Source organism: Devosia honganensis (genome assembly GCF_042648785.1).
In the GTDB taxonomy this organism is placed as follows: Bacteria; Pseudomonadota; Alphaproteobacteria; order Rhizobiales; family Devosiaceae; genus Devosia; species Devosia honganensis.
In genome coordinates, this window is record NZ_JBHRYD010000001.1 from 1,198,730 (window position 1) to 1,220,176 (window position 21,447).

At 63.5% G+C, this 21,447-nt stretch carries 22 protein-coding genes, 1 tRNA gene and 1 pseudogene; 16 read left to right on the plus strand and 8 right to left on the minus strand.

Annotated features, from left to right (window positions below; translation table 11 throughout):
• Window positions 1–44: 44 nt before the first annotated feature.
• The 3 genes from ACFOOL_RS05750 to ACFOOL_RS05760 are packed head-to-tail and all read right to left on the minus strand — an operon-like array spanning window position 45 to window position 3,171.
• Complete coding sequence (locus tag ACFOOL_RS05750; RefSeq protein WP_380095708.1) at window positions 45–1,382, minus strand: FAD-dependent oxidoreductase; 1,338 nt, start codon at window positions 1,380–1,382, stop codon at window positions 45–47.
• The gene (locus ACFOOL_RS05755; RefSeq protein ID WP_380095710.1) at window positions 1,379–2,794 is read right to left on the minus strand and encodes an MmgE/PrpD family protein; all 1,416 of its coding nucleotides are present in this window, start codon (window positions 2,792–2,794) and stop codon (window positions 1,379–1,381) included. Before ACFOOL_RS05755 ends, ACFOOL_RS05750 begins: the two co-directional genes overlap by 4 nt.
• The gene (locus tag ACFOOL_RS05760; protein WP_380095712.1) at window positions 2,791–3,171 is read right to left on the minus strand and encodes a hypothetical protein; all 381 of its coding nucleotides are present in this window, start codon (window positions 3,169–3,171) and stop codon (window positions 2,791–2,793) included. Before ACFOOL_RS05760 ends, ACFOOL_RS05755 begins: the two co-directional genes overlap by 4 nt.
• A gap of 121 nt (window positions 3,172–3,292) precedes the next feature.
• Between ACFOOL_RS05760 and ACFOOL_RS05765 the strand changes: the two are divergent.
• Together ACFOOL_RS05765 and ACFOOL_RS05770 are read left to right on the plus strand one after the other, a co-directional pair.
• Window positions 3,293–3,448 (plus strand): annotated as a pseudogene (locus tag ACFOOL_RS05765) (helix-turn-helix domain-containing protein); the annotation flags it as partial.
• A complete protein-coding gene (locus ACFOOL_RS05770) occupies window positions 3,449–4,057 on the plus strand; it encodes an IclR family transcriptional regulator (RefSeq protein WP_380095932.1) in 609 nt (202 codons plus the stop codon).
• 100 nt (window positions 4,058–4,157) lie between these two features.
• On the opposite strand, the gene ACFOOL_RS05775 is transcribed toward ACFOOL_RS05770, so the two are convergent.
• Together ACFOOL_RS05775 and ACFOOL_RS05780 are read right to left on the minus strand one after the other, a co-directional pair.
• On the minus strand, window positions 4,158–4,544 hold the full coding sequence (locus ACFOOL_RS05775; protein WP_380095714.1) for a transposase: 387 nt from the start codon (window positions 4,542–4,544) through the stop codon (window positions 4,158–4,160).
• 139 nt (window positions 4,545–4,683) lie between these two features.
• Window positions 4,684–4,758, minus strand: a tRNA-Gly gene (locus ACFOOL_RS05780).
• A 193-nt stretch (window positions 4,759–4,951) separates the two neighbouring features.
• On the opposite strand from ACFOOL_RS05780, the gene ACFOOL_RS05785 reads away from it, so the two are divergent.
• Genes ACFOOL_RS05785 through ACFOOL_RS05795 form a run of 3 tightly spaced genes read left to right on the plus strand, consistent with a single transcriptional unit; the run spans window position 4,952 to window position 6,803 of the window.
• Window positions 4,952–5,893 (plus strand): tetratricopeptide repeat protein, encoded by a 942-nt coding sequence (locus ACFOOL_RS05785; protein WP_380095716.1) that lies wholly within the window; start codon window positions 4,952–4,954, stop codon window positions 5,891–5,893.
• An 11-nt stretch (window positions 5,894–5,904) separates the two neighbouring features.
• Window positions 5,905–6,570, plus strand: a complete 666-nt coding sequence (locus ACFOOL_RS05790; RefSeq protein WP_380095717.1) for an LON peptidase substrate-binding domain-containing protein — start codon at window positions 5,905–5,907, stop codon at window positions 6,568–6,570.
• A complete protein-coding gene (locus ACFOOL_RS05795; RefSeq protein WP_380095719.1) occupies window positions 6,570–6,803 on the plus strand; it encodes a Trm112 family protein in 234 nt (77 codons plus the stop codon). Before ACFOOL_RS05790 ends, ACFOOL_RS05795 begins: the two co-directional genes overlap by 1 nt.
• A gap of 31 nt (window positions 6,804–6,834) precedes the next feature.
• On the opposite strand, the gene ACFOOL_RS05800 is transcribed toward ACFOOL_RS05795, so the two are convergent.
• A complete protein-coding gene (locus ACFOOL_RS05800) occupies window positions 6,835–8,088 on the minus strand; it encodes an NAD(P)/FAD-dependent oxidoreductase (RefSeq protein ID WP_380095721.1) in 1,254 nt (417 codons plus the stop codon).
• A gap of 234 nt (window positions 8,089–8,322) precedes the next feature.
• Here ACFOOL_RS05800 and lepA point away from each other — a divergent pair, with 234 nt between their 5' ends.
• From lepA to ACFOOL_RS05845, 9 genes are all read left to right on the plus strand, one after another.
• Entirely contained in the window at window positions 8,323–10,128 is a 1,806-nt protein-coding gene (gene lepA, locus ACFOOL_RS05805) for a translation elongation factor 4 (protein WP_380095723.1), read from the plus strand.
• Window positions 10,129–10,490: 362 nt separating this feature from the next.
• A complete protein-coding gene (locus tag ACFOOL_RS05810) occupies window positions 10,491–11,111 on the plus strand; it encodes a DUF1236 domain-containing protein (protein ID WP_380095725.1) in 621 nt (206 codons plus the stop codon).
• A gap of 103 nt (window positions 11,112–11,214) precedes the next feature.
• Window positions 11,215–11,583, plus strand: coding sequence for a YegP family protein (locus ACFOOL_RS05815; RefSeq protein WP_380095727.1), 369 nt, complete (start codon window positions 11,215–11,217; stop codon window positions 11,581–11,583).
• 75 nt (window positions 11,584–11,658) lie between these two features.
• A complete protein-coding gene (locus tag ACFOOL_RS05820) occupies window positions 11,659–12,447 on the plus strand; it encodes a substrate-binding periplasmic protein (RefSeq protein WP_380095729.1) in 789 nt (262 codons plus the stop codon).
• Between the two features lie 146 nt (window positions 12,448–12,593).
• A complete protein-coding gene (locus tag ACFOOL_RS05825) occupies window positions 12,594–13,412 on the plus strand; it encodes an amino acid ABC transporter permease (protein ID WP_380095731.1) in 819 nt (272 codons plus the stop codon).
• A gap of 73 nt (window positions 13,413–13,485) precedes the next feature.
• Window positions 13,486–14,019, plus strand: a complete 534-nt coding sequence (locus ACFOOL_RS05830) for a CreA family protein (RefSeq protein WP_380095733.1) — start codon at window positions 13,486–13,488, stop codon at window positions 14,017–14,019.
• A gap of 166 nt (window positions 14,020–14,185) precedes the next feature.
• A complete protein-coding gene (locus ACFOOL_RS05835) occupies window positions 14,186–14,821 on the plus strand; it encodes a peroxiredoxin (RefSeq protein ID WP_380095735.1) in 636 nt (211 codons plus the stop codon).
• Window positions 14,822–15,256: 435 nt separating this feature from the next.
• Window positions 15,257–15,610: a septal ring lytic transglycosylase RlpA family protein gene (locus ACFOOL_RS05840; protein WP_380095737.1), complete on the plus strand. Its 354-nt coding sequence runs from the start codon at window positions 15,257–15,259 to the stop codon at window positions 15,608–15,610.
• A 586-nt stretch (window positions 15,611–16,196) separates the two neighbouring features.
• Window positions 16,197–17,225 carry an IS110 family transposase gene (locus ACFOOL_RS05845; RefSeq protein WP_380095739.1) on the plus strand — a complete coding sequence of 343 codons (1,029 nt, stop codon included), beginning with the start codon at window positions 16,197–16,199 and terminating at the stop codon, window positions 17,223–17,225.
• Between the two features lie 380 nt (window positions 17,226–17,605).
• Here the strand turns inward: ACFOOL_RS05845 and ACFOOL_RS05850 are convergent, their stop codons facing one another.
• Entirely contained in the window at window positions 17,606–18,256 is a 651-nt protein-coding gene (locus tag ACFOOL_RS05850; RefSeq protein WP_380095741.1) for a hypothetical protein, read from the minus strand.
• Window positions 18,256–18,855, minus strand: coding sequence for a DNA-binding protein (locus ACFOOL_RS05855; protein WP_380095743.1), 600 nt, complete (start codon window positions 18,853–18,855; stop codon window positions 18,256–18,258). The genes ACFOOL_RS05850 and ACFOOL_RS05855 overlap by 1 nt, the downstream gene beginning before the upstream one ends.
• 154 nt (window positions 18,856–19,009) lie before the next feature.
• Between ACFOOL_RS05855 and ACFOOL_RS05860 the strand changes: the two genes are divergently transcribed.
• Window positions 19,010–19,918, plus strand: a complete 909-nt coding sequence (locus tag ACFOOL_RS05860) for a helix-turn-helix domain-containing protein (RefSeq protein WP_380095745.1) — start codon at window positions 19,010–19,012, stop codon at window positions 19,916–19,918.
• A 291-nt stretch (window positions 19,919–20,209) separates the two neighbouring features.
• Entirely contained in the window at window positions 20,210–21,445 is a 1,236-nt protein-coding gene (locus ACFOOL_RS05865) for a DUF4357 domain-containing protein (protein ID WP_380095747.1), read from the plus strand.
• Window positions 21,446–21,447 lie beyond the last annotated feature (2 nt).

Sequence of the window (21,447 nt, forward strand, 5' to 3'; positions counted from 1 at the left end):
CCTGTTAGTTCTGTTGGTCGTTACCGTGGGTTCAGCAGCGCTGCTCAGCCCACTCCTCCGGGATCACCCAGGAAGGCCCCCTGAGCGATGAGCTGCCGCTGCAGCCGCCTGACATCGACGGCGCGCGGCGCAATTCCTCCAGCTGCTGCTTGGGCGGCGGCGACGCCTGCCGCTTCACCCAGCGCAAAACAGATACCTGCCACACGCATCGAGGCGTGGGCATCGTGGCTCGCAGACGCGCAGCGTCCGGCGACTAGCAGGCCGTCGACGGTCTGGGGCAAGAGCATGCGATAAGGCAGATGGTAGTAGGTGCCTGGCTCCAGAAAGACCCACCGCGTGGAACGACCTCCGGCATGATCTTCAACCGGCCATGCTCCGCAGGCGATGACATCATCGAAACGCGCCGCGCCGAGCACGTCTTCGAGCTCGAGACGGTAGACACCCGAGAGGCGGCGGCTTTCCCGCAACCCGATATGTGAGCCGATTGCGGCTACGAAACTGCTCTCAAAACCGGGCACGAAGCGGCGGAAAGCGTCGTGGTAGAGCTGAATCTGTCTCCGCCCTTCGACCTCGATGGCAGAAATCCCGGCTGCGTCCAGCGGATCGAGCACCGCATCCTTGCCACGAACGCGGGTGATGTTCATATGGGCAAAGCCGGGATGGAGACTGAACATCCCCCCGGCAGTGCGTGGCAATTCGACGCCCGCAGCGACCGCCTGTTCGAGATACCCATGGAGGTCTTCGCGCCCGATGCGCATGGCGCGCTCTGTATCGACACCACCGAGCTGGAACATCGCGGTTGAGGCCTGAATCTCGTCACGGTCATACTCGAATGCCGCGCCGCTGAGCGCCATTATGTCGCCATCGCCAGTCGTGTCGACCACGACCTTGGCAAGAGCCGCCCAGCGTCCGCTTCCGCTTTCAAAGATTACGCCGTTTAGGCGTTCTCCCTCGATCACGCTCCCGACGGCAGTCGAGTGAAGTACAACCTCAACACCGGCTTCAGCCGCAAGGTCGTCTGCGAACAGGCGCAGCAGCACGGGGTCGTAGAGCATCGACGCGGTCTTCAACCAGCGCTCGGGACCACGGGCCCCGCCAGCCTGCGCGAGGCGCGCCATCAGTTCGGCGCCGATGCCCCCGATGATCGGAGTCACCTCCTCGTCGTCGACGGTATAGAGGCCACAAATACTGCCGACCGTAGTCATGGTCAGCGTGCCGCCGAGGAAGCCGTTCTGCTCCACGAGCAATACGCTCGCGCCTTGCCGTGAGGCAGCAACCGCTGCGATCAGCCCGGCAGAACCACCGCCGACAACAAGGACATCGACTTCATAACGAACAGGCGTCTTCCGCGCCGGCTCAACGAGGTGCTTTTTCTCAGTCATCTCGGCCTCAGCAGAGCCGCGACTTCGCGGATGTCGTCGACCGTGTCGAGCGCGCGGAGGGCTGCGAGCGCCTCTTCGGTCTGGGCGGCCGACAGGATGCCTTCAGCGCCCTCGCGGAACTTGTCAGCGTGATCGTAGGGGCGGTCGCGCGCACCGAGAAGTTGCAGCCGCTCTTCCACATACTCCTGGCCGTCATCCATCGTCAGGACAACGCGTGCGCCATACTGATAGTCGGCGTAATAGGCGCGATGCATTGCGGCGTCCGTGCGGAAGCTGACGCGCGCAGCGAGGCGCTGAATCTCTGGCGAGAAGATGCGCTCATCCTGGTACTGACGCCACGTCAGCTCGCCATCGGCAAGGCTTGCGACAGTCGCAAAGCCGGCATCGAAGCAGAGCGGCACGTGCGAATAGCGTTTTTCGCGGATCGCCTCGTAAAGCGACGGCTCTACCGCCTGATACCGGGCGGCGACATAGGCCGTCACGCCGGGACCATGAACGACGATGTTCTCGACGCGGGCGGGATCGAAGCCCGGAATGCGATCATGCAGCGCAATGGCGCATTCGATAGCAGGCAGATTGTAGGCGCAGGAGGGATGCCGTTTCGTATTGAGTGTGCGCGTATGCCACTCGGTGCCGAGCCCGAAGACCAGTTCGTCAGCATCGACTTCTTCGGAAACCGTGCTCATGAAGCCGGCGGGATGCTCGATGATTTCTTGATTGGCCCGCAGACCAGCCTTGGCGAGACTGGCAGAGACAATACCCCACATCGCAGGGAGACCATTGATGAGGACCTTACTGTCCGACGTCCAGCCAATCGGGCAGTTTTCCATCGCGAGGAATGCAGAAAGACCCACGGCGCATCGAGTCTCGGTCAAGTCGCAGCCGAACAGGCGGGCAGCCATCAGCGCAGTCTCGATCTGGTGGTTGGGCATCGAATTGCCGACATACGCGCCGCGCTGCATGGCGCGTGACGTACGGGCATTCACCTCATCGCCGAGGACGATCGATGTCAGAATCTCTTTACCCGAGACGCGGGCCTGCTCGCCGGCCGCGAAAGCGGTGGGCACAACAGCGCCACCGGAATGGCTGATGATGACCCAGTCGTCCCACTCGATGACCTGGGCGGTGCCGGCATTGTAGAGCGCAGCGGTCGGCGCCGGGACGCGCTCGGCGCGGCCAAAGACCGTCGCAACTTCACCGCTTCCAAGGATACCCATGCCGTCAGCCATGCTGACCATGGCCGCCATGTGGTTGCCGGACAGACATGAGCCGATGGTTGCAACGGCCTGCTCGCGGGCAATGGTCAGCACGTCGGCGGGAATGTCGTCATAAGACAATTCAGTGGCAAAGCGCGCAAGTTCCGCCGTCGCCGGAGGAATAGTGTAGCGCGCAGGATCGGTAGCGGCGGTCATTTGGAACTGGCCTCGGACAGAAGGAGAGTCTGCAGCACGAGCGAAAGCTGCATGAGATAGCGACGTTGGTGCTTTGGATAAGGAGCGCGGCCGGCGAGAACGATGGCGATGATGCTCCACTCGCCGCTCAGCACGCGCGCCCAGTCGGAACGGCACATAGTGATTTCGGCATGAGGCGCGTGCTCGCCCGGCCCTTCGCCGAGGTAGGCCCGCTCACGCGTGAGCTGCAGGTGAAACACAGGGCCACCAAGCTCCTCGATCCGGAAACTGCGACCGAGCGCGCCCTCAAGGCGCCGCGAGACGAGACTGCCGCCACGCTCGTTCCAGAGAGCAACAAGCCGATCGAGGCCCGGCCGGAGCACATCTGCTTCGCTCATCGGGCGACCAGTTCAGCGACTTTGACCAGAGTCAACGCATTTTCTGGGGATCCGAACTTTCTCTCTTGCGCCATAGGTCAAACCATCCTATTTTTCACTAGATGAAATCGAGTTTCGAAGAATGAATGTTCTTAACAGATCACTTTCGCGAGGTCTACAGATTCTTCGCCTCTTCAATGACCGCCCCACTCCGACTTTGGGCGAAATCGCTGACGGCTCAGGACTGCCCAAACCGACTGTTCTGCGGTTTATGAGAACGCTGGTTGCCGAGGGTTATGTGACCGTCGACGCCGGCGCGAAGCGCTACCACCTGACGCCTGCGGTGCTGGAACTGGGTTATGCTGCGCTCCGCAGCCTTGGCATTGGAGCAACGGTGACGCCTTTCCTTGAGCAACTGGCAGCACAGACTGGTGGCGTCACCAATCTGAGCGTGCTGGACGGTCGCGACATCCTTTACCTGGCCCGCGTCGCCCCTCCGCCGGAAATCCGACGACTGGTCACGATGCGAATAAGCGTCGGCTCACGCATTCCGGCTCACTGCACCGCGATGGGGCGCATTCTTCTCGCCAATTCGGATGTGGCGCTCGAAGCCGTGGTGGCCGCTCCGCTGGCCCAGCTAACTCCGAAAACCAACACATCACCGGAAACCCTGCGGCGCGCGGTCGAGCGGGTGAAGGAACTTGGCTACAGTCTCGTGGAGGAAGAACTCGCGCTCGGCTTCACCGGCGCGTCGGTGCTCGTCGTCACCAGCAAATTCCCGGGGCTAGCACTCGGCCTGACTGTTCAGACAACTGACTACACCAGCGCGGAGATCACCGAGAAACTCGTCCCGCTGCTGCGCGAGACAGCCGAACGCGTATCGTCTGCATTATCGATGTCGGACTAAGTTGAGGACTCATTCAGATCCAGGTTGAGATTATTGCGGCCAGAGCGAGAGTTGAGATGTGGTTCTGTGCGAGGCGATCGTATCGTGTCGCGATGCGTCGCTACTTCTTCAGCTTGCAGAATACGCGCTCGATGACGTTGCGGCGGCGATAGGCTTCTCGGTGAAGCGGGTATGGCGTTCTGCATACCGCCGAGGGCGGGATGGCGGCCTTGATCCTGGTGCGCTTGAGCCAGTTGCGGAGACTGTCGGCATCATAAGCCCTGTCGGCGAGTAGGCGCTTGGGAAGCGCAATCGCCTTCAACAAGGGGATAGCGACCGGTCTGCTGAAATCATCGGCTAGGCAATGGGTTTTGCTCGTTCTTCCGCCACTTGACGTGCCAATTGCTTGCGTCCAACCGCCACGCCAATCTCCGCGATCGTGCCTCAAACTTTGCGTCGAAGGCCGACACAGCATTTGACCACGCCGACGCGCGACAGATGTCCGCATTGAATAGAGTATTGGAAGTGCCAGGTTTTAGCCACAATTCGGCCTTTTAGCGTGCTGCCCCGGTGCTGCCCAAAAAACGAAAGGCCGGGCGCCAGGCCCAGCCTTTTGATCGTAAACCCTTGAGCTAACAAGAGCATTTTGGAGCGGGCGATGGGATTCGAACCCACGACCCTAACCTTGGCAAGGTTATGCTCTACCCCTGAGCTACACCCGCGCTCCGCGCCGGGCACTTGGAAGTGCCTCGACGCGCGCTTATATGCCCAATCGCCCCGCCGATTGCAACCCGGATTTTCATCGCCGTGCCATCTTGTCGGGCGGCCGAGGGCATCGGGGCTTGCCACCGGCGGCTCCGGCGGCGCAAAAGGATCGCTGGACCCGCAATTCACCATGCTGAAGAGCACATTGTCATGACCATGTCTTTCGAGGGCGCGCCCGCCGCCGCCACCGCCACCGCCTCCCTTGTCCGCGACGGCAGCGATGCCGGCTTCAAGGCCGATGTGATCGACGCCTCCCATGAGGCGCCGGTGCTGGTCGACTTCTGGGCGCCCTGGTGCGGCCCCTGCCGCCAGCTCGGACCGGCGATCGAGAAGGTGGTCACCGAAAAGGCCGGCCAGATCCGCCTCGTCAAGATCAATATCGACGAGCATCCCGCCATCGCCGGCCAGCTGGGGGTGCAATCCATTCCCGCGGTCTTCGCGTTTTCCGGCGGCCGGCCCGTCGACGGCTTCATGGGCGCCATGCCCGAAAGCGAGGTCAGGCGCTTTGCCGAACGGGTCATCGCCGCCGCGCCCGAGCGGCAGCCCGATGCCGATTCGCTCGAGGGCCAGATCGCCGAGGCGCTCAAGACCGCGCGGCAGGCCGCCGAGGCGGGCGAGCTGGGCCAGGCGGCGCAGATCTATGCCATGGTGCTGCAGCGCGTGCCCGACCATGCCGAGGCGCTGATCGGCCTGGCCGAGGTCTATATGCAGGCCGACGAGGTGGAGCAGGCCCGGGCGACGCTGGACATGGTGCCCGAGGCGGCGCGCGAGGGCGATGCCTATGCCGCTCTCGCCAATGCCATTCGCCTGCGCGACGAGGCCGCCGGCCTTTCCGGGGCCGCGGCGCTGGAGGCGGCCATCGCCGCAAATCCGGACGACCACCAGGCGCGGCTCGAGCTGGCCATCGTGCTCAACGCCGAGGGGCGGCGCCTCGAGGCGGCCGAAGCGCTGGTGGCGCTGTTCAAGCGGGACCGCGACTGGAACGAGCAGGGCGCCCGCAAGAAGCTGCTGGAATTCTTCGAGGCCTGGGGCCCCAAGGACCCGGCGACGATCAAGGGCCGGCGGCTGCTGTCGGCCGCGCTGTTCTCCTGAGAGAAAGAGCCATGTCCAGGCGACCGACCAGCCCGGCCGATCTGCCCAGATCCGTTCCGGTCTTTCCCCTGAGCGGTGCCCTGCTGCTGCCTTACGCCCATCGGCCGCTGAACGTCTTCGAACCCCGCTATGTCGAACTGGTGGATGCGGCGCTGCGCGGCGACCGGCTGATCGGCCTCATCCAGCCCGAGGACACGAGCGAGGAAAGCCCCAGGGGCCGGGCGCCGCTGCAGCGGATCGGCTGCCTGGGGCGCATCACCCATTTCGAGGAAAGCGGCGAGGAGCGCTATTTCATCATCCTCGAGGGAGTGACGCGTTTCCGGCTGGCCCATGAGCTGACGGTGACGACGCCCTATCGCCAATGCGCGATCGCGGTCGAGGAATTCGCCTCGGATTTCTCGCGCGATCTCGGCGAGGACAAGGTGGATCGCGCCCGCTTCGTCAGAATGATGCGGGACTATGCCGAATTCGCCCATATCGAGGTCGACTGGGAAGAGATCGAAGATACCGGGACGGCCGATCTGGTCAATTTCTGCTGCATGGTCTCGCCCTATGGCGCGGCAGAAAAACAGGCCCTGCTGGAAGCCCCGACGCTGGAGACCCGGGCCGAGACGCTGATCGCCATGACCGAATACGAGATGGCGCGCGGCGGCTCCGGCGCGGCGCCGATCAACTGATGACGGACCCGCGGCCAGAACCGCATCACGTGGTGGACAAGCGGGCGCTCGAAATGCTGGTCTGCCCCCTCACCAAGACGCGGCTGACCCTTTCCGCCGACCGGTCCGAGCTGATCTCCGTCGCCGCGCGCCTCGCCTTCCCTATCGTCAAGGGCGTGCCCCTGCTCAGCCTCGAAGAGGCGCGCAATGTCGACCCCGACGAGATCAGGAAGCATTCGGGGGGGGCGCCTTGACGCCGACCTTTCCTGCGGGCAGGGGAAGCGCCTAACCCCCCAGGAACCGCTCCATGCGGAAGGGGTGGATGTCGATGGCGGTCGGCTCGCCGGTCATAGCCTGGGCCAGCAATTCGCCGGTGGCCGGGCCCAGGGTGAAGCCGTGATGGGCGTGCCCGATCCCGGCGTAAAGGCCCTCGTGCCGCGGGGCCTTGCCGATGATCGGCATCATGTCGGGCGTGCAGGGGCGGGCGCCTTTCCAGGGCTGGCCGTCGATCCGTTCCCCGAGGGGGAAGATTTCCCGCGCCGCCTTTTCGGCCTTGCCGAGCTGGATGGGAGTGGGGGCCGCGTCGCGCATGGCGAATTCTGCCCCGGTGGTGATGCGGATGCCCTGCGCCATCGGGGCCATGGCATAGCCCACTTCCGGATCGAGCAGGACATGCTCGAGCGCGACGCCCTCGGGGGCGCGATAATGCATGTGATAACCGCGCTTGACGAAAAGCGGCAGGCGATAGCCCAGCGGCTCCAGCACGTCCGGCGCCCAGGGGCCGAGCGCGATCACCGCCTGCTTTGCCCTATGGCGCTGCCCTTCGACGCTGGCGCTCCAGCCGGCGTCCTCGCGCTCCAGCTTCCCTGCGGCGCCGCGCACGAATTTGCCGCCCAGGCGCTCGAACAGCCTGAAATAGGCGGTCACCAGCGCCCCCGGATCGCGTACCGTCCAGGGATCGGTCCAGTGGATGGCGCCGACCAGTCCGCCGCGCAGATGCGGTTCGGCCGCTTTCAATTCCGGCCAGTCCATCACCTCGAAGCCGATGCCGAACCGCGTCCGGTCGGTCTCGGCCTTGGCGATTTCCCGCTCGAGCCTGTCGTGGCTGCGAAAGGCCAGATACCAGCCCTTGCGCGCCACCAGCTTTTCGGCGTCCGGCCCGGCCTCGGCGATGAGGTCGGCATGGGCGAGGATGGAGCGGCCGATCAGCGGCGCATAATTCTCCACCACGCGCCGATAGTGCTCGGGCGAGGATTCCCACCAATAGCGCAAAAGCGGCGGCGCCAGCCTGGGCAGCGCCAGCGGCTCGTAGCGCGCGGCGGTGGACAGGTGCAGCCCCACCTGCGCCAGCGTCTGCAGGTCGCGCGGGAACGGGTGCGGCCGCACCCCCTCGCGCTGGATGATGCCGGCATTGCCGAAGGAGGTTTCCCGCCCCGGCTCCTTCTTGTCGATGAGAGTCACTCCGCGTCCGCGCCGCAGCAGATGGATACCGGTCGCCACCCCGACGATGCCCGCACCCAGAATGATCACATCGTCCATCTCGCCCTCCACGCCGGACAACCCCGTCACGCCAGACTAGCAGACCGGTCACGGCATTTTCAGTCTATCCGGACGGACAATAGGCGCGACTGCGCCGGAATTTCTGCATTTCATTGCGGAAACGCACAATAAATTCCCTCCCGCGAGGTCCGTGCCGCTCCGCGGCGCCGAAGGCCGGGTTAAGGTGACGGAAACCATCTTTCGGGGGATCGCGCCTTCTGCTATCAGCGCGGCATGACAACGCCGCTTTCCCATATCCGCAATTTTTCCATCGTCGCTCATATCGACCATGGCAAATCGACCCTGGCCGACCGCCTGATCCAGACGACGGGCGGACTCGATACGCGCGAGATGAAGGAGCAGGTGCTCGACAATATGGAGATCGAGCGCGAGCGCGGGATCACCATCAAGGCTCAGACGGTGCGGCTGAGCTACAAGGCCCAGGACGGGGAAACCTATATCCTCAACCTCATCGACACGCCCGGCCACGTCGACTTCGCCTATGAGGTCTCCCGCTCGATGGCGGCGGTGGAGGGTTCGCTGCTGGTGGTGGACGCCTCCCAGGGCGTCGAGGCGCAGACCCTCGCCAATGTCTATCACGCGCTCGAGGCCGACCACGAGATCGTGCCGGTGCTCAACAAGGTCGACCTGCCCGCCGCCGACATTCCGCGCGTCAAGGCGCAGATCGAGGATGTCATCGGCATCGACGCCGCCGACGCGCTCGAAATCTCGGCCAAGACCGGCATGGGCATCGACACCGTGCTCGAGGCCATCGTGCATCGCCTGCCCGCGCCGGAGGGCGATGCCGGGGCGCCGCTCAAGGCGCTGCTGGTCGATAGCTGGTACGACACCTATCTGGGCGTCGTGGTGCTGGTGCGCATCATCGACGGGGTGATGAAGAAGCACCAGAGAATCCGCATGATGGCCTCGGGCGCCGTCTACGAGCTCGACCGCGTCGGCGTCTTCACCCCCAAGCTGGTGGAAGTGCCCGAGCTGGGTCCAGGCGAGCTGGGCATGTTCACCGCCTCCATCAAGGAGGTGGCCGACACCAATGTGGGCGACACCATCACCGACGACAAAAAGCCCACCGCCGCGGCCTTGCCCGGCTTCCGGCCCGCCCAGCCGGTGGTGTTCTGCGGCCTGTTTCCGGTCGACGCCTCCGATTTCGAGGAATTGCGTGCCGCCATGGGCAAGCTGCGGCTCAACGACGCCTCCTTCTCCTATGAAATGGAGACGTCGGCAGCGCTCGGCTTCGGTTTCCGCTGCGGCTTCCTGGGATTGCTGCATCTGGAAATCATCCAGGAGCGGCTCTCGCGGGAGTTCAATCTCGATCTCATCGCCACCGCCCCCTCCGTGGTCTATGAGGTCGAGCTGACCAGCGGCGAGACCATCGATTTGCACAATCCGGCCGACATGCCAGACGTGATGAAGATCGAGGAAATCCGCGAACCCTGGATCAAGGCGACCATCATGGCGCCGGACGAATATCTGGGCGCGATCCTCAAGCTCTGCCAGGACCGCCGCGGCATCCAGCGCAACCTCTCCTATGTGGGGCAGCGCGCCATGGTCGAATACGACCTGCCGCTCAACGAGGTGGTGTTCGATTTTTACGACCGCCTCAAGTCGATCTCGAAGGGCTATGCCAGCTTCGATTACCAATTGTCCGAGCATCGGCCGGGGGATCTGGTCAAGCTCTCCATCCTGGTCAATGCCGAGCCGGTCGATGCGCTCTCCATGCTGGTGCACCGCTCGGTGGCCGAGAGCCGCGGCCGGGTGATGTGCGAAAAGCTCAAGGAGCTGATCCCGCCGCACCTGTTCGTCATTCCCATCCAGGCGGCGATCGGCGGCAAGATCGTCGCTCGCGAGACGGTGCGCGCCATGCGCAAGGACGTGACGGCCAAATGCTATGGCGGCGACGCCACGCGCAAGCGCAAGCTGCTCGAAAAGCAGAAGGCGGGCAAGAAGCGCATGCGCCAGTTCGGTTCGGTCGAAATCCCCCAGGAAGCCTTCATCAAGGCCCTGAAAATGGGCGATGACTGACTGCCGGCGCCAGAGGCGCAAAATCGCTCCGGTGGAGCGATTTTAGGCAGTCAGGCCCGAAGAGCTGCGCTCGCAGGGCGAGCCCCGGCCAGAAGCGCAAAATCGCTCCGGTGGAGCGATCTTAGGGCCTTTCATCGTCAGGCGGAATCGTGGCCTTTGCTCCCCCTTCGCGGGCGGGCACAGATATCGGCGCCGCCGCGGCAGGCCGCGGGCACCCGCTCCACACCTTCATCACATTCCGTCCGCTTCCGGAACATTCGGCCTTTTCGCCCCGTTCGTGTGCAGGGGCGAAACCGGACGCTGCGGCGTCCCCAGCCGCAGGCGCGGTCTGTCCGGGCCGCGCTGCAGGAAAGGAAGATCAGATGAATAGGATGTTTCTGGCCTCGATGGCCGCATTTTCGCTCGTCCTTGCCGTCCCGGCCATGGCCCAGGGCGATGCCGATGCCGGTGCCGCCATCGGTGCCACCAGCGGCGGCGCGACCGGCGCCGTCGTGGGCGGGCTGGTTGGCGGCCCCATCGGGGCGATCGTGGGCGGCTTCGCCGGTGCGGTGATCGGCGCCGAGGCGGGCATCGAAACCTCGACGCTCGATTATGTCGCCGCCACCCCAGTCGACCCGGTCTATATCGATGGCGCGCTCGGCGTCGGCTATGCGCTGCCGCCCGACGTCGTCGTCTATCCGGTCGAGGGCGATCCGGCCCATGGCTATATCTACGCCAATGGCCGGGTATGGATCGTGGACATGGCCAGTTCCACCCTGGTCTATTCGCCCGGCTATGTGGTGAGCCGGTCAGCGGCCGATTTCGCCGTCGCCAATCCGGTGGCCCCGGTCAATGCGCAGGGCGATCCCGTGGTGGGCTATGTCCTGCCCGAAGGAACGGTCATCACCCCGCTGCCGGACGATCCTTATTACGGCTATGTTTATATCGATGACCGGCCGGCGCTGATCGATCCCTCGAGCCGCACCATCGTGTGGATCGAATAGCCCGCATTGCCCCGATATGCCCGCGCCGGCGACGCATATCGGGGTTTTCAATTCCTGCCATTGCGCTAGTCTCCTCCCACCAGACTCAAGGGAGCCAAGCGTCATGGCGCATAAATTCAACATCACTCCGGCCGCGAACGACCAGTTCAAGTTCGATTTTTCCTATAATTCGGAAAAGATCTTCTGGTCGGAGAATTACAAGCAGAAAGCCAGCGCCAGATCGGCCATCGACTCGCTGAAAAAGAACGCGCCGGACGCCATCATCGTCGACCTCTCGCGGGACGAGACCGGCTCGGGCTACCGCTTCGAGATCGTCGCCTCCAAGGATGGCCAGCATTTCGTGCGCTTCGTCGCCTCCAATGGCGAAACCATGGTGCGCACCGAGACCTACGCCTCCAAGGCCTCGGCCAAGAACGCCATCGACTCGCTGAAGAAGAACGGCCCGGGCGCCGAACTGGCCGACGAGGCCTGAGCCGGAGCGCCGCCCATTCACAAAGTCGGGCCGGTTGGTCTAGTCTCCCGGCGACTGTTTCCGGGAGACCGCCAGATGACCAAGACCCTCGCCCTGTTCGCCGCAGCCTTCGCGCTTGCTGCCGTGCCTGCCCATGCCCAGGACCTGCCCGATCTGGGCGGGCGCACCATCCACGCCGTTACCGAGAACGCCTATTACCCGCTCAATTTCGCCGATCCGGAGAGCGGTGAGGGCATCGGGCTCGAATATGACGTCATCGAGGAGGTGGCCCGCCGCCTCAATGCCGAGGTGGACTGGAATCTCACCGCATGGGACGTCATGATCGAATCGGTCCGCGCCGGCCAGTTCGACATCGGCGCCGACGGCATCACCATCACCGCCGAGCGCGCCGGCCAGGTCGATTTCACCGAGCCGTTCATCACCGTGGAGCAGTATTTCCTCGTCCGCGCCGACGAGGACCGCATCGAGGGGCCGGAGAGCTTCGCGGAGAATACCGACCTGCTGTTCGGCGCCCAGGCCGGCACCTCCTCCTTCTACACGGCCATTTACGACGTGCTCGACGGGGACGAGGCCAATCCGCGCGTCCGCACCTTCGACAGCTTCGGGGCCGCGGTGCAGGCGGTCAAGGCGGGGGACGTCGACGCCATCATCGCCGACCAGGCCGCCGCCACCGGCTATATCGGCGCCGACCCGGGCGCCTTCAAACAGGTGGGCGAGAGCATCAAGTCCGATCCGCTCGGCTTCATCCTCACGCCGGGCTCGGACCTGGTCGAGCCCTTCAACGCCGCCCTCGACCAGTTGCGCGAGGAAGGCTGGCTCGACGAGCGCATTAATTACTGGTTCTTCGACTACGCGGCGGAATAGGCTTCCTTCCTTCCCGCTCCGCATGGGATTGCCGGGCTTGTCCCGGCAATCCTTCGATGGCACATCAAATGCATGGGCCGCCGGGACAGTCCCGGCGGCGACGGCCGCAACGGCCCTGGCCTTCCGGTCGAAGAGTTACCCGCCCGATGACCTATCGCCCCCGCCGTCCCTCGCTCTTCGCCCGCCTGCCCTGGTGGCTGCTCGCCATCCTGCTGCTGTTCGTGCTCGGCCTGTGGGCCATCACCGGCAATTCCACCTATGCCGGCATCTTCCGGGCGTTGTCGAGCGGCGTGCTGACCACGCTCTGGGTCACCTTCGCCGCCTTCATCGCCGCCACCCTTGTCGGCCTCCTTATCGCCCTGGCGCGCACCTCGGGCATCCGCGTCCTGCGCGAGATCGCCACCTTCTATGTCGAGATCATCCGCGGCATCCCCATACTGGTCTTCCTGTTCTACATCGCCTTCGTCGCCGCGCCGGCCATGGTGGAGGCCTTCAACTGGGTCATGGCGCCGCTGATCGGGGCCGGCTGGGTGCCGGCGGCCACGGTGCGCGGCTTCGATTTCGTCTGGCGCGCCATTTTCGCGCTCACCATCTGCTATTCGGCCTTCATCGCCGAGATCTTCCGTGCCGGCATCGAGGCGGTGGGGCGCGGCCAGATCGAGGCGGCCCGCTCGCTGGGCCTGTCGCGCTGGCATTGCTTCCGTCTCGTCATCTTCCCGCAGGCGCTGCGCACCATCCTGCCGCCCCTGGGCAATGATTTCGTCTCCATGGTCAAGGATTCGGCGCTGGTCTCGGCGCTGGGGGTGCAGGACATCACCCAGTTGGGCAAGCTGTCGGCGGCCAGCAGCTTCCTGTTCTTCGAAACCTACAACGTCGTCGCCTTCCTCTACCTGACCATGACCATCTCGCTCTCGCTGCTGGTGCGCTGGCTGGAGCGGACCATGGACCGCAAGGCCGGGCGCTGATCCGGCTGCGATGCCTTGCGCAAAGCCCGCTGCCGTCCCATTTCTAAGGCCGACCACCGATCGGAGCCGTCCCATGCATCCCTTTGTCCGTCTGGCGCTCGGCGCCTTCGTTGCTCTCGCCCTTGCCGCCTGCGGCAGGTCCGCCGATGTGGGCAGCGTCGGAGTGGACTGGACCGGCAACGATATTTCCATCGAGGCGGTGGCCGATCCGGAGGTGGAGGGGGTCGTGTGCCACCTCGCCTTTTTCAATCGTTCCTTCATCGATCGCCTGAGCCAGGGCAACTGGTTCGAGGACCCGTCCTATTCGGCGCTCGACTGCGCCGCCAACGGTGGCCCCATCGTGGTGGGAGACATCAGCCTCAGGAGCGGGGGCGAGGAAATCTTCCAGCAGGGCCGCTCGCTGATCTGGAAGTCGCTGCGCGTCACCCGCCTTTATGACGCGGCCAATAATTCTCTCGTCTATCTCGCCCATGCCCGCCAGATCCAGCAGGGCTCGGGCAAGATGAGCCTGTCGGTCGTGCCGCTCGATGGGCGCGACGTCACCTGGACCCACGGCGCTCCCGCGGCTCGGCCCATGCAGGGCTCGGTCATGGTGACCGGCCAATAGCTGGCGCCGCTTTCCGGCTTTCGGCGGCTTCCGGCAAAGCCTTGGCGCCGGCACGGCCAACTAGGCAAAACCGTTCCGGAAACCGACCCTTTAACCGCAGGTACCAGGTACGATATTCTGGGCCAGGCACAGCGTCTCGCCCGAGGGCGACAAAGAGGATACCATTATGGCGATATTGATCGGCGACACCGCCCCCGATTTCACCCTCGAATCCACCGAGGGCACCATCCATTTCCACGACTATATCGACGGATCCTGGGCGGTGCTGTTCAGCCACCCGAAGAATTTCACTCCCGTGTGCACCACCGAGCTGGGCTATACCGCCAAGCTCAAGCCCGAATTCGAAAAGCGCGGCGTCAAGGTGCTGGGCCTGTCCGTCGACAAGCTCGAGGACCATGGCGGCTGGGCCAGGGATATCGAGGAAACCCAGGGCACGGCGCTCAACTTCCCGCTGCTCGCCGATCCGGACGGCACGGTCTCGCGCCTTTACGACATGATCCATCCCAATGCCGACAATACGCTCACCGTGCGGTCGGTCTTCGTCATCGGGCCGGACAAGAAGGTCAAGCTCAAGATCGAATATCCCGCCTCGACCGGGCGCAATTTCGACGAGGTGCTGCGCGTCATCGACAGCCTGCAGCTCACTGCCGAGCATCAGGTGGCTACCCCGGTCAACTGGCAGCAGGGCGAGGACGTCATCATCGTGCCGGCCGTCAGCGACGAGGCCGCCCGGCAGAAATATCCCGAGGGCTGGACCGAGTTGAAGCCATATCTGCGCATCGTGCCGCAACCGCGCGGCTGATTTTCTTCCTCCTGCCTTGATGCGCTCGGGCGATGGCATGGCCGTCGCCCGTTTTTTTGCCTGTGAAGGCCCGTTCTTGCCACATTCTCGCCCCGCTTGGCGTCTGCGGGAGCCGGTTTTCCGGCCTTTTTCGCGCTGCTCCGGGTAAAATCCGCCAGCCGGACACGCTTTCCCGGAACCGTTGCCCATCGGCCACACCGGGCAAAGCGATTTTACCCGCTCCGGGAATCCGGCCTTTTCGTGAAACCGATTCGGCAAAAGACCGGATTCGAATTCTAAGGTTTACAGCCTCCTTCACGTCAGGGTTAACGGATTTTCCTGCTGCTGCGCCGCCGGAGCGGCCGCCGGCCGGCATTGTGGCGGCGATGCCCACATTCTGGCCCCCCGCGCCTCCTAGTCAGCCCGGCATCGTCAACTACAGCGAGCCCAGGTTCATTGACTAAGAAAGCCGTCATCGCCGCAGCATGTGCCGCAGCCCTTCTCGTCTTCTCCCCCGCGGCCCATGCCCAATGTGGCGGCGCCTCCTGGTACGGCCCCGGATTCCACGGCAAGAAAGCCGCCTCCGGCCAGGTCTTCGACCAGAACGCCATGACCGCAGCGCACCGGACCCTTCCCTTCGGGACCCAGGTGCAGGTCACCGACCAGCGCACCGGTAAATCGGTGAACGTCACCATCAACGATCGCGGCCCCTTCCACGGCAAGCGCATCATCGATCTTTCCAAAGCCGCCGCCGCCGCCCTCGGTTTCCAGAACCGCGGGGTCACCTCGGTGTGCATCGCCGCAGGCTGAACCACCCCTTCCGGCACTTCCATGAGGCAGCCTCCCTCCAGGGAGGCGGCGACTTGCCCGGTGGCGCTCAGCGCGGGCTTTCGAGGGGTGAGGGAGAGGTCGAAACCAGTCTCCAGAACGCTTCCGCCACCGCCCCATATCCTTGCGCGGCCGGTGCGATCTGGGCAATCCTCGAGCGGTTGCCGGAATCGCAGCTAAAGCCTGTCGCCCCGCCAACTACGCGGCGGCGACCGGCTTTCCGCTGGAAGGCCCGGCCATTTGATCAATGATTATCGAAATCAATCGGTTATGAATGGCGGAGAGAGAGGGACTCGCCACCTTTTGGCCAGTCGTCCCGGTAATCAGGCACTTTGGCACACCCGAATGTATGCGTCTTTGTACCACAGGTTTGTACCTTCATCCACCCTTGGTCTCGCCCGATGGCCCGAGGTGCCGACCAGCCTCGGCAAAGGAGGGGGACTCTTGCTGGCCTGATGGTTACAGTCGCCAGTGGGGGTCAATGTTCCGCGCCGATGGGGTGGACGCCCCCCGACGGCATTTATATGCCAGGGTTGCGGTGTCGAGAACCGCTACAGAGGAGGCGTCCATGAACGAGGTTAGCATCATTGGGTTGGACTTGGCCAAAAACGTGTTTCAGGCTCATGGAGCGCGAGCCGATGGGTCGGTGGCATTCCGCACGAAGTTGACGCGTGCAAAGCTGCTGGATTTCTTCAGCTCGATGTCAAAATGCACGGTGGCGATGGAAGCCTGCGCCAGCGCGCATCACTGGGCCCGAGAGATCGGGAGACTTGGTCATGAGGTGCGCCTAATCGCGCCGATTTACGTGAAGCCCTTTGTCAAACGCCAGAAGAACGACATGGCCGATGCCGAAGCCATCGCGGAGGCAGCCATGCGCCCCACGATGCGCTTTGTTGCGGTTAAGAGCGTGGAAAAGCAGGCGTCGGCGATGATCTTTAAAACCCGTGATCTGCTGGTTCGCCAGCGCACTCAGACGATTAATGCGCTGCGCGGCCATATGGCCGAATACGGCATTGTGGCGGCCAATGGGCCAGTTCATATCCAGCGTCTCGCCGAAACGCTGGACGATCCCGACAGTGGATTGTCGGCAGACGTCATCGCCTTGTGCCAGATGCTGTTCGCTCACATTGCGCTGCTGAACGAGCGCATCGGCTCACTCGAAAAGGAATTGCGCGGCCGGTCTCGCCGGGATGACACGGCAAAGCGCCTGATGACAATCCCCGGCATCGGTGTGATCTGCGCAACCGCTATCGAAGCCCTGGCGCCGCCGATCGAAAGTTTTCAAAAAGGGCGCGACTTCTCAGCATGGCTGGGGCTGACGCCGAAGCAGAACTCGTCGGGTGGCAAGACACGGCTGGGCTCCACCTCAAAGATGGGGCAACGTGACTTGCGGCGGCTTCTGATCAGTGGGGCCATGACGGTTGTTCGATGGGCCGACCGGAAGGGAGCGCCCGAGGGATCCTGGCTGGCGCGCATGTTGACCAGAAAGCCGCGCATGGTGGTCGCGGTGGCACTGGCCAACCGTATCGCCAGGATCGCATGGGCCCTCATCCAGAAGGGCGGGATCTACAGAGTTCCAGGCGCTGTCGCCGCGTAAGCAGCACCTGGGTTGTCGGGGGATGTGAGCAGGTCGATCGGAGGGTAAGGGTAAACGGTCAATGAGACGGGAACGGGAAAACCAGTGTCAATCGAAGCGCATTCTCAGCGCGACGCGCCGATTTGGATCCGCTCCGCGTATTCCATACGGGCCCGCGGCGTGCAATGGCCGCATCATGAGGCCGGACACACGACAGCACCTGACCACATGCCCAAAGCCAATGAAAAACCGCTTGCATCCAGACGGGCGTCCACACACGATTGACAGTGTGGATGGCAAGTTGGATTGGGTGCATGAACATTTCCATGGCGGGAGACAAAAAAAGAAGCCCCGCCGAAGCGGGGCTGAAGCGACATGACCGCGAACGGACCACCCTTCCATCAGTTTTGAGACCTGCGAGCGCGTTGAACAAGGGCCCTCCAAAGCTCTGACACCTCCGCTGCAGCGGGCGGCGGATTGGTGAAATCGAATACGGACACCCCAGCAATCGCAGCCCTATTGAAAAGCAATGTTCGGGTAATCTGGCCGGACCACAAGTGCTTCCTGTAGGGCTGAAGCATCTCCCGGATGTCTGCAGTACTACGCGCATCACGGCCAGCGACGCGTGGCATTACCTTGTTCAGCACAAGCAGGAAGTCGGTGCCGCTTTGCTGAACCTCCTCAATAGTCTTGAGGGTCCTCGGCAGCTCTACCTGATCGCCTGTCAGCGGGATCAATACCAGCGTCGAGGCCTTTACCGCTTCCCGGATCAGGGGCGTCGCCCTCTCACCAGGAGTGTTGATAATAATCGACCACCGTCTCCGTTGAGCCTCGCTAAGGAGTCTGTGGAGCTTTTCCTCAGAATCAGCCTCTGCCATCCGGCTGTTGGTGAAACTGCTCTTGGAGAAGCGCCGACCGCGCTGCCTCCACTGAGCGCACTCCTCTTCTTCGACGTCGATGAGACATGCGCCAGGTTGGGCAGCAGCGAGAAGGTTCATTGACAACGTCGTCTTGCCCACCCCACCCTTCATATTCCGCGTTGTGACGATCATCAGGAAGTGAACCCGCTGCTGTATGGAGCCGGGGTGTCCTCCTGGACAAGGCTCGGCTTGATCCCTCTTCGGCTCGGCTTCTTTGCGGACCCACGACCCGATGCGAGCTGCTCAAACACGGCAATCTTGCCGCGCTGTTCGATCACCTGCTGCTCAAGTTCCGCCATGCGAGTGTCGCTTGCACTCTTTTGCTGGAGGAGGCTGGCAACCTCCGCATTCAGCGCCTTCAGGTCCGTTTCATAGTCAACGACAGCAGTTTCCAATTCGCCGATACGCTGCAAGTGTGACTCTCGTTCGATGGCGAACTCTGCGCGTGCAGCTGCAGTTGCGCTTTGCCATACGGCAGACGTGAAGCTCTTAACGCGCTCCACCATCTCCTCTGGCAGATCCGGCACCGGCACCGCGCGAGGCGGGGTCCAGGTCTTCATGCCTGCAGAAATATAGGAGAAGGAGCCCTTGCCGCCGAGCTTTTGCCGGACGGCCTGATACGTTGGCTTGATCCCCTCTGCATCAAGTGCGTTACAGGCTTCCCACACCAGCTCGTGATCGTAGCCCTTCGTCTTTTCGTCTCCGCCGGACGCGGTCCGCGTGTCGTTCATGGTTGCCCTCCTTGGTGGCAGCTGATATACGATAAATCACGCCTGTCGAGGTGTAGGCACGTGTAGAGTGTACGCCACATCCTACATTTGCTACGTTTCGTACGATTTATCGAATGATGCTGATGGCCTAGCTCAGGTTGCGGAGAATTGCAACATGCCCGTCGACGATGTTGATCGTCTTGGTAAACGAATCCTTGAACGGCTCACGGTGCTGGAAATCAGCCAGGCAGAAGCAGCGCGCCGTGCCGGCGTTGCACCGAGCTGGTTGAGCGACCTTTTAAAGGGGCGAAAAAAGAGCGTTCAAAGCCATAACTTGACGAGAATGGCCCGTGCCCTTCTCACCACGCCCAGCTACTTAATGGGTGAGAGCTCCGATCCGACGCCACGGGAAGTCCAGAGCGCTGATGAGCTGGCAAAGCTTCTCCCGGAGTTCCTTTCTGCTCCCCCAATCGCGCGGCGCCTGCCACCGAACGCTGACCTAGCGACGGAGTCCGGTCGTAGAAGACCATTCCGCGCCAACACCCCGAAGATCACGCAATCCTTCATCTCGCCCGCAATGCTGCAGACGCTGCGTAGACACTGGGATGAAACGCTTGGCCCCGACCCTCGCACCCGGATTCCCCTGTTTACCGAACCGGTCAAGGGCATCGCTGGGGCGGTGCAGGGCGGGACTGGGCTCCCAGTGTCGACCTTGTCCCTCCCGGTGCTGGAGGGCAGCACCGGCGCCTACGCGCTCGCCATGCCCGATGACAGTATGATGCCTGCGATCGAGCCATACTCACTGGTCTACGCCAAGCCCAGCATCCTCTTCTTTGGGGGCATGGCAGCGCTGCGAGTAGTTGATCCAGAGGCTGGCCCTGTGTTCCTCGTCCGCACCCTGCTCGAAAAGACGGACACGTCCCTCTGTGTAGCTACGCTCGCCCACGGGCAGCCCCAACTCATCCCCCTGGACACTGTCCGTTCGATCCATCCGGTTTATGCAGTTGGCCGGGATCCCGCCCTGTACGGGCCGGAAGGGCAGGACCAACCCGAGGACATCCACTGGGAAAACGGTGATCTATGACGTTCAGGTCGCGCGGCGCCTAGCCTGTGCGGTGATCAGTGCCACCGTGCATGCCGATGCCGGGCTGACCTAGCCCAAAACAGTTACTGCTGTTTGTTCGTTAACCATGTTCACACGACAGCAAGATTCAGGCTTGCGTTTTCCGAAACCGGTGATCAAACTTTACAGGCTGACGGACAATTCCGTCCTCAGCTGGTCTTCCTGCCTTGAGCAGGGCGGCCGCCGATCAGAGTTGGTACCTCTGATCAGCGACCTGACCATCCCATAGTCCTGAGTACACAGGAGCACGAAATGGCTGAGGCCAAGTATTGCGACAGCGCGTCCGTTCGCAACCCCCTTTCTTCCGCTTCCACCGTCCATCCTCTTCACCCCGACATTGTGATCGCACCGGCAATCACGCCCGAGCTGCAGGTAAAGGTGCTTGCTTTGGTCGACGAGATCGACGGCATTTCGCTCGGCGACTGCATGGCGGCTCTGCCCGGCGCCGTCGATGCGGTGCTGGCCATGGTCGAGCACGGCCTGCTGGCATTCGACACCTCGGCACCCTTCGACCAGCACTTGCAGATCCGCCGGGTGAGCAAGACTGCCGAGGAGGCGGAGGGCGCCGCGATCGAGGGGCAGCCTGGACATGCTGGCCTGCCCGGCGGCGAGCCCAGTCCTTTCGAGCTGGCGCTGCGCACACTGGAGCCGCAGATCTTCGCCGTACCTGGTGACGAGCGGCGCCAGATCGCCAAGATCGCGGCCCTCGCGCAACCCGGGTTCTACTTGCTGGTCTGGTATGACAGTGATCGGCCCCGGGCCTATGTCGGCTATGGCAAGAGCGTGGCGGGGCGATTGTTGGCCGGCGAACACGCGACGAGACCAAGTGTACCGGACCTGATCATCGGTATTGTTGAGAAGCACGACCAGCTCAGCGCGGCCGAAGCCAGGGTACTGGAGCGACTGGCGTACCAGGCCCTGGACCATTCAAGGGACGTGGATCTGCTCAAGGATAACGTTCCGGACGGCGACGTCACCGATCCGGCCTCGTACGCACTGCTCCGCCAGTTCCTCACCCAGGTGATTTTCGGCCTGCGTGAAAACGGGCTGTTGTGTCTCGGCGGTACGGCCCGCCACCATGCAGCCGGTCCACGCGCCGGACGGGGACAACTCGCACCCCTGCGCGTTGGTGGTCCACCCGAAGGCCGGCTGCTGGAGCTTTCTGCGGTCGGCATCAAGGCCTATGCCGCCGAACAGGCCGGCTGCTGGACCGTGCTTTCGGGCTCGCAGGTGCGCCGCAAGGCCGTGCCGTCCGCCAACAGCCCGACCAGCCTCCTCCGCGCAGAGTACCTTTACTCGGGGATCCTCGTTGAGGACGGCGCCTGTCTCCGGCTTACCCGCGATCTCGCCTTCGATAGCGGCTCAGGCGCTGCCCAGTTCGTGACCGGCGGCAAGGGACATGGTCTCGCCGCCTGGCAGGAGGTGGACGAGATACCCGATGTGGTCCTCGCACCCTTCGCCGGGCGCCGCCTCGGTCCCGCCCGCTGACC

What these genes read in the sequence shown, in the direction of transcription:
- ACFOOL_RS05750 (WP_380095708.1), bottom strand. Translation starts at nt 1,382, where the DNA reads ATGACTGAGAAAAAGCACCTCGTTGAGCCGGCGCGGAAGACGCCTGTT.
- ACFOOL_RS05755 (WP_380095710.1), bottom strand. Translation starts at nt 2,794, where the DNA reads ATGACCGCCGCTACCGATCCTGCGCGCTACACTATTCCTCCGGCGACG.
- ACFOOL_RS05760 (WP_380095712.1), bottom strand. Translation starts at nt 3,171, where the DNA reads ATGAGCGAAGCAGATGTGCTCCGGCCGGGCCTCGATCGGCTTGTTGCT.
- ACFOOL_RS05775 (WP_380095714.1), bottom strand. Translation starts at nt 4,544, where the DNA reads ATGCGGACATCTGTCGCGCGTCGGCGTGGTCAAATGCTGTGTCGGCCT.
- ACFOOL_RS05785 (WP_380095716.1), top strand. Translation starts at nt 4,952, where the DNA reads ATGACCATGTCTTTCGAGGGCGCGCCCGCCGCCGCCACCGCCACCGCC.
- ACFOOL_RS05790 (WP_380095717.1), top strand. Translation starts at nt 5,905, where the DNA reads ATGTCCAGGCGACCGACCAGCCCGGCCGATCTGCCCAGATCCGTTCCG.
- ACFOOL_RS05795 (WP_380095719.1), top strand. Translation starts at nt 6,570, where the DNA reads ATGACGGACCCGCGGCCAGAACCGCATCACGTGGTGGACAAGCGGGCG.
- ACFOOL_RS05800 (WP_380095721.1), bottom strand. Translation starts at nt 8,088, where the DNA reads ATGGACGATGTGATCATTCTGGGTGCGGGCATCGTCGGGGTGGCGACC.
- lepA (WP_380095723.1), top strand. Translation starts at nt 8,323, where the DNA reads ATGACAACGCCGCTTTCCCATATCCGCAATTTTTCCATCGTCGCTCAT.
- ACFOOL_RS05810 (WP_380095725.1), top strand. Translation starts at nt 10,491, where the DNA reads ATGAATAGGATGTTTCTGGCCTCGATGGCCGCATTTTCGCTCGTCCTT.
- ACFOOL_RS05815 (WP_380095727.1), top strand. Translation starts at nt 11,215, where the DNA reads ATGGCGCATAAATTCAACATCACTCCGGCCGCGAACGACCAGTTCAAG.
- ACFOOL_RS05820 (WP_380095729.1), top strand. Translation starts at nt 11,659, where the DNA reads ATGACCAAGACCCTCGCCCTGTTCGCCGCAGCCTTCGCGCTTGCTGCC.
- ACFOOL_RS05825 (WP_380095731.1), top strand. Translation starts at nt 12,594, where the DNA reads ATGACCTATCGCCCCCGCCGTCCCTCGCTCTTCGCCCGCCTGCCCTGG.
- ACFOOL_RS05830 (WP_380095733.1), top strand. Translation starts at nt 13,486, where the DNA reads ATGCATCCCTTTGTCCGTCTGGCGCTCGGCGCCTTCGTTGCTCTCGCC.
- ACFOOL_RS05835 (WP_380095735.1), top strand. Translation starts at nt 14,186, where the DNA reads ATGGCGATATTGATCGGCGACACCGCCCCCGATTTCACCCTCGAATCC.
- ACFOOL_RS05845 (WP_380095739.1), top strand. Translation starts at nt 16,197, where the DNA reads ATGAACGAGGTTAGCATCATTGGGTTGGACTTGGCCAAAAACGTGTTT.
- ACFOOL_RS05850 (WP_380095741.1), bottom strand. Translation starts at nt 18,256, where the DNA reads ATGATCGTCACAACGCGGAATATGAAGGGTGGGGTGGGCAAGACGACG.
- ACFOOL_RS05855 (WP_380095743.1), bottom strand. Translation starts at nt 18,855, where the DNA reads ATGAACGACACGCGGACCGCGTCCGGCGGAGACGAAAAGACGAAGGGC.
- ACFOOL_RS05860 (WP_380095745.1), top strand. Translation starts at nt 19,010, where the DNA reads ATGCCCGTCGACGATGTTGATCGTCTTGGTAAACGAATCCTTGAACGG.
- ACFOOL_RS05865 (WP_380095747.1), top strand. Translation starts at nt 20,210, where the DNA reads ATGGCTGAGGCCAAGTATTGCGACAGCGCGTCCGTTCGCAACCCCCTT.